General features: G+C 33.9%; 9 protein-coding genes. All 9 read left to right on the plus strand.

Features of this window, described 5'->3' with window-relative positions:
- The first annotated feature begins 211 nt into the window (after positions 1 to 211).
- Positions 212 to 1,168: a glycosyltransferase family 2 protein gene (locus PVA17_RS00770; protein WP_274066631.1), complete on the plus strand. Its 957-nt coding sequence runs from the start codon at positions 212 to 214 to the stop codon at positions 1,166 to 1,168.
- On the plus strand, positions 1,158 to 2,645 hold the full coding sequence (locus PVA17_RS00775; RefSeq protein WP_274066623.1) for a lipopolysaccharide biosynthesis protein: 1,488 nt from the start codon (positions 1,158 to 1,160) through the stop codon (positions 2,643 to 2,645). The genes PVA17_RS00770 and PVA17_RS00775 overlap by 11 nt, the downstream gene beginning before the upstream one ends.
- A complete protein-coding gene (locus tag PVA17_RS00780; protein ID WP_274066624.1) occupies positions 2,642 to 3,883 on the plus strand; it encodes an ATP-grasp domain-containing protein in 1,242 nt (413 codons plus the stop codon). Before PVA17_RS00775 ends, PVA17_RS00780 begins: the two co-directional genes overlap by 4 nt.
- Positions 3,880 to 4,971 (plus strand): DegT/DnrJ/EryC1/StrS family aminotransferase, encoded by a 1,092-nt coding sequence (locus tag PVA17_RS00785; protein ID WP_274066625.1) that lies wholly within the window; start codon positions 3,880 to 3,882, stop codon positions 4,969 to 4,971. Before PVA17_RS00780 ends, PVA17_RS00785 begins: the two co-directional genes overlap by 4 nt.
- A gap of 155 nt (positions 4,972 to 5,126) precedes the next feature.
- Positions 5,127 to 5,819, plus strand: a complete 693-nt coding sequence (locus PVA17_RS00790) for a WbqC family protein (protein ID WP_274066626.1) — start codon at positions 5,127 to 5,129, stop codon at positions 5,817 to 5,819.
- A 56-nt stretch (positions 5,820 to 5,875) separates the two neighbouring features.
- A complete protein-coding gene (gene rfbA / locus PVA17_RS00795) occupies positions 5,876 to 6,769 on the plus strand; it encodes a glucose-1-phosphate thymidylyltransferase RfbA (protein WP_274066627.1) in 894 nt (297 codons plus the stop codon).
- A gap of 14 nt (positions 6,770 to 6,783) precedes the next feature.
- Positions 6,784 to 7,800 (plus strand): dTDP-glucose 4,6-dehydratase, encoded by a 1,017-nt coding sequence (gene rfbB, locus PVA17_RS00800; protein WP_274066632.1) that lies wholly within the window; start codon positions 6,784 to 6,786, stop codon positions 7,798 to 7,800.
- Positions 7,801 to 7,941: 141 nt separating this feature from the next.
- The gene (gene galE, locus PVA17_RS00805) at positions 7,942 to 8,913 is read left to right on the plus strand and encodes a UDP-glucose 4-epimerase GalE (protein WP_274066628.1); all 972 of its coding nucleotides are present in this window, start codon (positions 7,942 to 7,944) and stop codon (positions 8,911 to 8,913) included.
- 374 nt (positions 8,914 to 9,287) lie between these two features.
- Positions 9,288 to 10,007: glycosyltransferase family 2 protein (locus tag PVA17_RS00810; RefSeq protein ID WP_274066629.1), on the plus strand; the 720-nt coding region annotated here is incomplete at its 3' end.

Here is a 10,007-nt window from a genome sequence, read left to right on the forward strand (position 1 = left end):
TATTGCCGAAAATTCGTTCCCGGAAACGCGTTGAATTATTTTAATGCGAGGCTACAGGAATAAAGTATAAACTTAATTCGTATAGTAGGATAAAAATCAAATATACCTTCCTGTTCATTAATCGCTATAAAGCGGAATTGATTAAATTTATAGATTGAGAAAAAAACAGTTAGTTCTACAATCAGGGGGAGAAAATCAGGTGGGAAAGATCATGGTCAGTATCCACTGTCTCGCGTATAATCACGAACAATATATAGCGGATGCGATGGATAGTTTTTTAAAGCAAAAAACAAATTTCAAATTTGAAATATTAATACATGATGATGCCTCGACAGATAGAACTGCAGACATTATTAGAGAATATGAAAAGAAATATCCTAATTTGATAAAGCCTATCTATCAAACAGAAAATCAGTATTCTAAAGGTGTTTCAGTAGATCAAGCTAACACCACCCGAGCAAAGGGGAAATATATTGCAATTTGTGAGGGGGATGATTATTGGTTAGACCCTTATAAATTGCAAAAACAATTCGATTATATGGAGAAGCATCCTGAATGTAGCCTATGTGTTCATGGTGGAAATGTAGTAAATGCTTCGGATAAGAAATGTGTATCAATTAACCGTTTAAATAAAGGAGATAAGGAATTTTCAGTTGAAGAAGTAATTGAAGGAGGAGGAGGTCTTTTTTTAACAAATTCCATGTTTTATCCACTAAAGTTTAGAAAAGAGAGACCAGACTTTCTTATAAATGCTCCTGTTGGCGATTACCCTTTAGTTATTTACTTATCATTGCTAGGTACGGTGTACTATATGGATGAGTTGATGTCTTCGTATCGAGTAGGAGATAGCACTTCTTGGACAGGCAGAACCTTTTCTGATATAGAAACAAAGAAGCAGCATTATCTTGAGATAGAAGATATGTTGAATGAAATAAATCTATATACGAACAATAAATTTAAAGATGCTATTAATAGGAGAAAGAAAAGTACGCTGTTTTCCCTTTTACTTGAAGAGGGGAGATTGAAAGAAGCAAAAACAGGAGAATATAGAGAGCTCTATTTAAATTTAGGATTAAAGAAAAAAGCAATATTATTTATAGATCAATATAGTCCAAGTATTTCAAAGCTTCTTAGATTTGTTAAAAGGAGGATCATTAATGGACGATGATTTAACAAAATCTAAAGTCCTTTCTTCTCTATTATGGAAGCTTTTAGAACGTGGAGGGACGCAAGGAATTCAATTTATTGTGTTGATTGTATTAGCCCGTCTGCTTCTTCCAGAGGACTTTGGGTTACTCGTCCTTGTTACCATTTTCATAACAATAGCTGGTGTGATTGTGCAGAGTGGATTTAACATAGCATTGATACAAAAGAAAAAGGTGGATGAAGCGGATTATTCATCTGTATTTTATTTAAACTTATTTGTTGCCATTATTCTGTATGTCGTACTCTTTTTTACAGCCCCTGTCATAGCCTCATTTTTTGCAGAACCTCAACTACTATCTGTCTTAAGAATTCTTTCCTTAACATTATTTTTCGGCGCGTTTAATTCAATTCAACAAGCAGTTATTGCACGTAATATGCAGTTTAAAAAACTGTTCTTTAGTAGTATGGGAGCCGTCATTATATCTGGTGTTGTTGGTATGACAATGGCCTATACAGGATATGGTGTTTGGGCTTTAGTTGGACATCAAATGACAAACCAACTTATAGTAACGATCATATTATGGTTTACCGTAAATTGGCGACCGAAGCTTACCTTTTCAATGGAGCGGCTCGGAAGTTTATTTGTGTTTGGATGGAAATTATTAGCTTCATCATTGATTGAAACCCTTAATTCGAACATTCGAAATCTACTAATTGGTAAAATGTTTAGCCCTGCATTATTAGGCTTTTATAATCGGGGTGAACAATTTCCTAGCGTCATTATTAACAACATTAATGGCTCCATACAATCCGTAATGTTTCCTACTTTATCCTTCCATCAAGAAAATACAGAAAGGGTAAAGGTTATGGTACGTCGTTCCATTATTATGAGCTCATTTGTCATTTTTCCGATGATGTTCGGACTAGTAGCTATTGCTGAGCCTTTAGTAAAAATTTTGTTAACAGAAAAATGGCTGCCTTCCGTGCCATTCTTACAAATTTTTTGTATTAGTTATGCATTATGGCCTATACATACTGCGAATTTACAAGCAATCAACGCCTTGGGACGTAGTGATATTTTTTTAAAACTAGAAATTGTGAAAACTATATTAGGATTGATTATTTTAGCTGTCAGTATCCCATTTGGTGTTCATATGATGGCTTTAGGAGTGCTCGGAGTTGGAATTTTATCGACTTTTATTAACGCATATCCAAATTTACAATTACTAAACTATAGCATTCTAGAACAGTGGAGAGATATAAAACCATCTTTGCTGACATCTTTAGTGATGGGGGCTATTGTTTTTCCAATCCACTTGATTGGGTTGACTGACAGTGTGACGCTCATTATTCAAATAATTGTAGGGGTCGTATTATATATAGGGTTAGCAAAAGTATTTAATTTTGATGCGTTTAATTATTTACTATCGATTATAAAAGGTCTGTTTAGAAGGAATACAACTACTAAAATTGTTGTAAATGAGGAGGCCACAGAATGAAAAAAATATTAATGCTTGGTGGTGCACATTCTCAAATTCCAGCAATAAAAAAAGCAAGAGAAATGGGTCACTATGTTATTACTTGTGATTATTTAAAAGAAAATCCAGGGCATCAATATGCGCATGAATACTATAATGTCAGTACGACAGATAAGGAAGGCGTCTTATCATTAGCAAAAGCGTTAAACATTGATGGCATAGTTAGTTATGCGTCTGAACCTGCAGCACCTACTGCAGCTTATGTTGCTGAAAGACTTGGGCTACCGTCACATCCTTATGAATCTGTAGAGATATTGTCAAATAAGGATTTGTTTCGGGAGTTTCAGAAAAATAATAATTTTAACGTGCCAAGGGCAAAGGGCTATCGGGCAGTGGAAGAAGCTAAAGCTGATTTTCATCATTTTAACATGCCTGTAATGATAAAACCTGTTGATTCTTCAGGCAGTAGAGGAGTTTCGAAAATAGATTCCATTGACACTTTGCAGGAAAAAATAGAGTACGCGTTAAGTTTTTCGAAAGTGAAACGTTTTATTGTGGAAGAGTATATAGAAAAGCATGGTTATCATGTTGGAGGGGATGGTTTTTCTGTAAATGGAAAACTTGTTTTTCGTAGTTTTACGAATGAGCATTTTCCGACAATAGCATCACCGAATCCATTTGTTCCAATTGGTTCAAGCTGGCCATGCCAAATGTCTGAGCATATTCAGCAAAAAATTCATAAAGAGATTCAAAGAGCCTTGACTTTACTCAATATGAAATCAGGTTCCTATAATTTTGACATTCGAGTGGACGAACAAGAAAATGTTTATCTTATTGAGATAGCAGCTCGGAATGGTGGCGATTGGATTCCGCAAGTAACAAAATATGCAACTGGTATAGATTTGATCGAATATACCATTAAGACGGCTTTAGGTGAGGATTGTAGTGATTTGACTATGGTTGAGCCACAAGGATATTGGTCGGTGTACGTATTGAATAGTGAAACTAGCGGAGTTTTTATAAATGTGGAAATGGATGATGAAATAGTAAATGGTATTGTTGAATATGAATTACTAGTTAAATCAAAAAATCATATTAAAGCATTTTCAGGATCTAATGAAAAATTGGGCACTATGATACTAAAATTTCCTTCAGAAGGTGACATGTTAGAGAAAATGGAACATATCACAAACTTCGTGAAGGTAAATGTTGAGCATTCATTTGTGAAAATAAATAGCATCAAGAAGGTGAATATATGAAGCCTATTCAAGTAACACAGACATCAATGCCTAGTTTTATAGAGTTCTCTGAAGAAATTAGAGATTTTTGGGATAGCCGCTGGTTGACCAATATGGGTGTAAAGCATAATGCTTTAGAAGCTGAATTGAAACGATATTTGAATACAAAAAATATTACGCTATTTTCTAACGGGCACCTAGCATTAGAATACGCGATTGAAGCTTTTCAATTAACTGGCGAAGTCATCACCACACCTTTTACATTTGCATCGACAACGCATGCAATCGTAAGAAAAGGTTTAACACCAGTTTTTGCTGACATTAATCTTAATGATTACACGTTAGAAACAAATAATATTGAAAGGTTAATAACAGATAAAACATCCGCTATTCTAGCCGTTCATGTGTACGGAAATATATGTAATATAAAAGAGATTGAAAGAATAGCTACTAAATATAATCTGAAGGTCATATATGATGCTGCTCATGCCTTTGGGGTCAAAGTAGCTGGTGAAAGTGTTGCAAACTTTGGTGATGCTTCCATGTTTAGTTTCCATGCAACTAAAGTTTTTCACACTATTGAGGGTGGAGCGTTAACTATTAGAGATTCTAACATAAAAGACTTATTAAATATTTATAAAAATTTTGGTATTACTGGACCTGAAACAATTGAGTATATAGGTGGTAATGCTAAGATGAATGAATTTCAGGCAGCTATGGGTTTGTGTAATCTCCGAAATATAGATGTGGAAATAGGGAAGCGAAAGAAAGTATTTGAGAGATATATTGAACATCTCAGTGGTATCAAAGGTATTAAATTATTGCCCCCTCCAAAAGATGTGTCGAGTAATTATGCATACCTCCCTGTAGTATTTGATGGATTTCAACTTTCGCGAGATGAAGTGTATGAAAAATTAATGAAACATAATATCTATTCCCGAAAGTATTTTTATCCTTTAACGAATAGCTTTGAATGCTTCAAAGATAAGTTCAATGCTGAAGATACACCTGTGGCAACATATATTGCAGAAAGAGTTTTAACATTACCATTGTATGGGGATCTCATGCTAGAAGATGTAGATAAAATTTGTCTACTTTTGAAAGAATAGTGTACACGTCATTTATCAAACAAAAGAATTTGCAAGTCATAGATTATATAGAAGCAGGGCTTGTTAATTTAAAGTGAACAAAATCTTTACTTCGTTCCTTAAATTTCCAGAATTTAATAACGTAAGAAGGGACACTTAGAATGAGGATAGCCTTAATGCAACCTTATTTTTTTCCGTATTTAGGATATTTCCAACTGATACATTCGGTAGATGAATTTGTCATTTTTGATAATGCTCAATATACGAGAAGAAGTTGGATAAATAGGAACCGACTCTTGAGTGAGCATGGAAAAAGTATATATTTTAATGTTCCAGTATGGAAAGCTCCTAGAGAAACTAAAATTAAAGACATTATCATAAATAGTAATATGCATTGGCAAGAAAAGATTCTTAATCAATTAATATTTTATAAAAACGCGCCGTATTTTATGAATGTTATGGAATTCGTAACGGATTGTTTCACAAATAGTAACAGCAATTTAAGTCAATTCATTACTTTTACTCTAAGAAAGACATGCGCATTATTAGGTATTGAAACGAGTATTACTGTTCTGTCGGAAAAATTTCCTACTATTATAGAGGCTAATGCAGCAGATGAATGGGGAATTAAAGTATCTAAGGCTTTAAATGCGACTACCTATATTAATGCGATTGGTGGCAAGGATTTTTACAAACAACAAAAATATACAGACAATGATTTGGAAATTCAATTTATTCAACCAATACTAACACCGTACAAGCAATACTCAAATGATTTTATGCCTGGTCTTGCAATAATTGATGTCATGATGTTTAACGATATTAGTAAAATTAAAGAAATGTTAGATATTTATGAATTAGTTAGATGATAGAAACGAAAGATAAAGTTATTAATGAAATAGGGAGCAGAAAGAGGCGAAATTAGGTGAAAGGTATTATTTTAGCTGGGGGTTCAGGGACTCGACTTTATCCATTAACAAAATCGATGTCAAAGCAAATGTTACCGGTTTACGATAAACCGATGATTTATTACCCACTTTCTGTCTTAATGCTTGCGGGTATTAGACATATATTAATAATATCAACACCTCGAGATCTAGAGGGATTTAAAGAGCTATTAGGTGATGGACGTCATTTAGGAATGCATTTCGAATATGCTGTCCAAGAATATCCCAATGGTCTTGCCGAAGCTTTTATTATTGGAGAAAAATTTATTGATCATTCCCCTGTAGTATTAGTATTAGGGGACAATATTTTTTATGGCTCAAATTTGAGTAATCGACTAAAAGAAGCCGCTACTTTAACTAGAGGTAGTATTGTATTCGGCTGTTATGTCAAAGATCCGCGTGCATATGGTGTAGTGGAAATAGATAAGCAAATGAATGCTATTTCAATAGAAGAAAAACCGGAAAGACCGAAATCCTCATATGCAGTGCCAGGTTTATACTTTTTTGATCATAAAGTCATTGAGATTGCTAAAAATGTAAAGCCATCCGTGCGTGGAGAAGTAGAAATCACCTCTATTCTTGAAGAATATTTACGAATGGGCGAATTAAAGGTCAAAATAGCTGGACGTGGCTTAACTTGGCTAGATACAGGAACACATGAGTCTTTACTTGAAGCTTCTAATTTTGTTGAGGCGATTCAAAAGAGACAGGGGCTTTATATCGCCTGTATTGAAGAAATTGCTTTTAGAAGCGGATATATTACAAAGAAGCAATTGTTAGAGCTTGCCCTACCATTTATGAAAACAGAATATGGTAAGTATTTGCTGGAAGTATCTAATACCTTGGATCATTCACTTTTAACAATACATTGAAAGAGGTAGGAATGATGGTAAAGAAAAAAATATTAGTTACTGGCGGTGCAGGATTCATAGGGGGCAATTTTATCCAATATTTAATGCATAAGTATCCTGCCTATGAAATTTATAATTTAGATGTATTGGCATATGCAGGTGATCTAAGTAAACATCGAGCATTCGAAACAAATGATAACTATACATTTGTAAAAGGGGATATTGTCGATCGTGAGTTGGTTATGACTTTATTTAAAAAGAAACAATTCGATTATGTCGTTCATTTTGCAGCAGAAAGTCATGTGGACCGCTCCATTACAGATCCATCGGTATTCGTTCGAACAAATGTATTAGGGACACAAATAGTATTAGAAGCAGCCAAGCAAGTAGGCATTATTAAATTCGTCCATGTCTCTACGGATGAAGTTTATGGGGAATTGGATTTTGAACCATCTACCTTTTTTACAGAAGCGACATCATTAATGCCAAACAGCCCATATAGTGCAAGTAAAGCTTCTGCTGATTGCTTAGTTCGTGCTTATTATAAAACATATGGCTTACCAATGAATATTACGCGTTGTTCGAATAACTATGGACCCTATCAATTTCCAGAAAAATTAATTCCTTTAACTATTTCTCGTGTGTTAAAGGATGAAAAAATCCCTCTATATGGTGATGGACAAAACATACGAGATTGGTTACATGTTTTTGATCATTGTACAGCTATTGATGTGGTGTTACATGAAGGTGTCAACGGAGAGATATATAATATTGGCGGGCATAATGAACGCACCAATTTAGAAGTCGTTCAAACGATTATCAAGTCATTAGGAAAATCGGAAAAACTTATAAAGTATGTAACAGATCGTTTAGCTCATGATAAACGCTATGCCATTGACCCTACTAAAATAGAGCAATTAGGTTGGAAGCCTACATACACATTTGAAACTGGCATTGCGCAAACGATTCAATGGTATGTTGAAAACAACACTTGGTGGGATCAAATAATAAATGGACAATATCAACAATATTTTGAAAAACAATTTTCATGATGCCTGGAAGCTATTCAAGTAACTAGCAGAGTACTCTTAGCTTTTGTGTAAATAATTGGCCTTCACGCAACTACGCTATTTTCAAAGCGCTTTTTATTAGTAATAGAACAATGAAAATATGAAATAAAGGGAGACAACCATTTGATATTAGTTATCGGTGGAGCGGGATATATAGGTAGTCATCTTGTAAAAGAGTTAGTAAAGAAAGAAACAGTTGTTGTATTAGATAATCTTTCCACTGGACACGAGGAGTCGATTGATGAAAAGGTGATTTTTGTGCACGGGGATATAGGAGAAAAAGGCGATCTGGAGCGTGTTTTTTCGCAATATTCCATTAAAGCGGTAATGCATTTTGCAGCGAGTAGCCTTGTCGGTGAATCTGTAGTAAATCCGCAGAAATATTATGAGAACAACGTTACATCTACGTTAACTTTATTAAGTGTAATGTTAAAGTATAACGTGAAAAATATTATATTTTCCTCAACTGCAGCGATTTATGGGGTTCCTAACCTAAACATGATTGATGAATCAATTGTGCCAAACCCAATAAACCCTTATGGAAGATCAAAGCTTATGATTGAACAAGTTCTCATGGATTATGCAACAGCCTATGATTTACGTTACGTAATTTTAAGATATTTTAATGCAGCAGGAGCCTTTGAAACGGCGGAAATTGGGGAAAGCCATAACCCCGAAACTCATCTTATTCCAATCGTATTGCAGCATTTAGCTGGTAATAGGGAGAAGGTGTGTATTTATGGTACAGACTATGAAACACCCGATGGTACATGCATTCGTGATTATATACATGTGACCGATTTAGCAAAAGCACATATTCTTGCTTTACATTCATTACTTGAGAACAACCATAAAGAGGCAATTTATAACTTAGGGAATGGTCGGGGTTATACAGTAAAAGAAGTAATAGACGTTTGCGAGGCAGTAACAGGCAAAAAGGCAAATGTCGAACTCTCTGAAAGACGTGAAGGAGATCCGGCAATACTAATTGCTTCATCTAAAAAGATTTTTGATGAACTTGGGTGGAAGGCAGAGAAAAGCTTAGTGGAAATTATTGAAGATGCTTGGAAATGGCATAACAATCAAAGATACTGAACGGATAAAAACTTAATTTAAAAATGTAACTAACTAAAAAAAATTGCTTGTTATTATAAAAGTGCTGAATTTACCTAAAACTTGGTATAAAAGTTAGCACTTTTATATTTTTTACGTTCTCTTTTGCCTAACAACCGAAAATTCTTCACCATGTATAAAGAGAAATTCACCTTCATATAAGTAGTAAATAGCAAAATATTTGTCCAAACGAAGCTTATCGCAATGGAGTCATTCGTCATGTTCTCAAATACTAACATCATTTGAACAGCTCTTACTAAATTCTGCGATAGGTGGAAACGGTTGTTCATTGAAAGTGAAGGAAAGATAAAAAGGGCATTTCATCAGTTGGAACATGACTAATGGGGATGTGTATAATGAAAGATTTAATTTCCGTCATAATGAGTACTTATAATGAAAAGATGGACTGGTTAAAAGCCAGTATTGAATCTATTTTGAATCAAACATATTCAAAAATTGAATTTATTATTGTATTAGATAATCCAGATAATACTATGATTAAAAGCGTTGTATCTGATTATGCAAATAGAGACGAGCGCATAATCGTGGTTGAAAATGAAAAAAACATAGGACTAACAAATAGTTTAAATAAAGCTTTAGCGTATTGTAATGGTGAATATATAGCACGAATGGATGCGGATGATATTTCAGATCATACCAGACTATATAAGCAATTGGTTTACTTGAAAAAGTATAACTATGACTTAATTGGATCTAAAGTTAGAATAATTGACGAAAGTGGAAATGTTCTACAAAAATCTTCTAATCATCCTGTTTCTAATACTTTTATTAATAGTATTTTGAAATACGATAATTGTGTTCCTCATCCAACATGGCTAGTCAAAAGAGAAGTGTATACTGATTTAAATGGATATCGGAATTTACACACCTGTGAAGATTATGATTTTTTATTGAGATGCTCTCAAAAATATCGGATTGGTAATTGTAATGATGTAACGCTTACTTATAGGCTCAATTCTAGTAGTATTTCAAGATCGAATGCCTTAAAACAATTTTTATCTGCGAAGTATTTACAAAAAAACTATAAAAATATTCATTTAATTAATCAATCAGAA

It is taken from the genome of Lysinibacillus sp. CNPSo 3705, assembly GCF_028674935.1.
Taxonomy (GTDB): Bacteria; Bacillota; Bacilli; order Bacillales_A; family Planococcaceae; genus Lysinibacillus.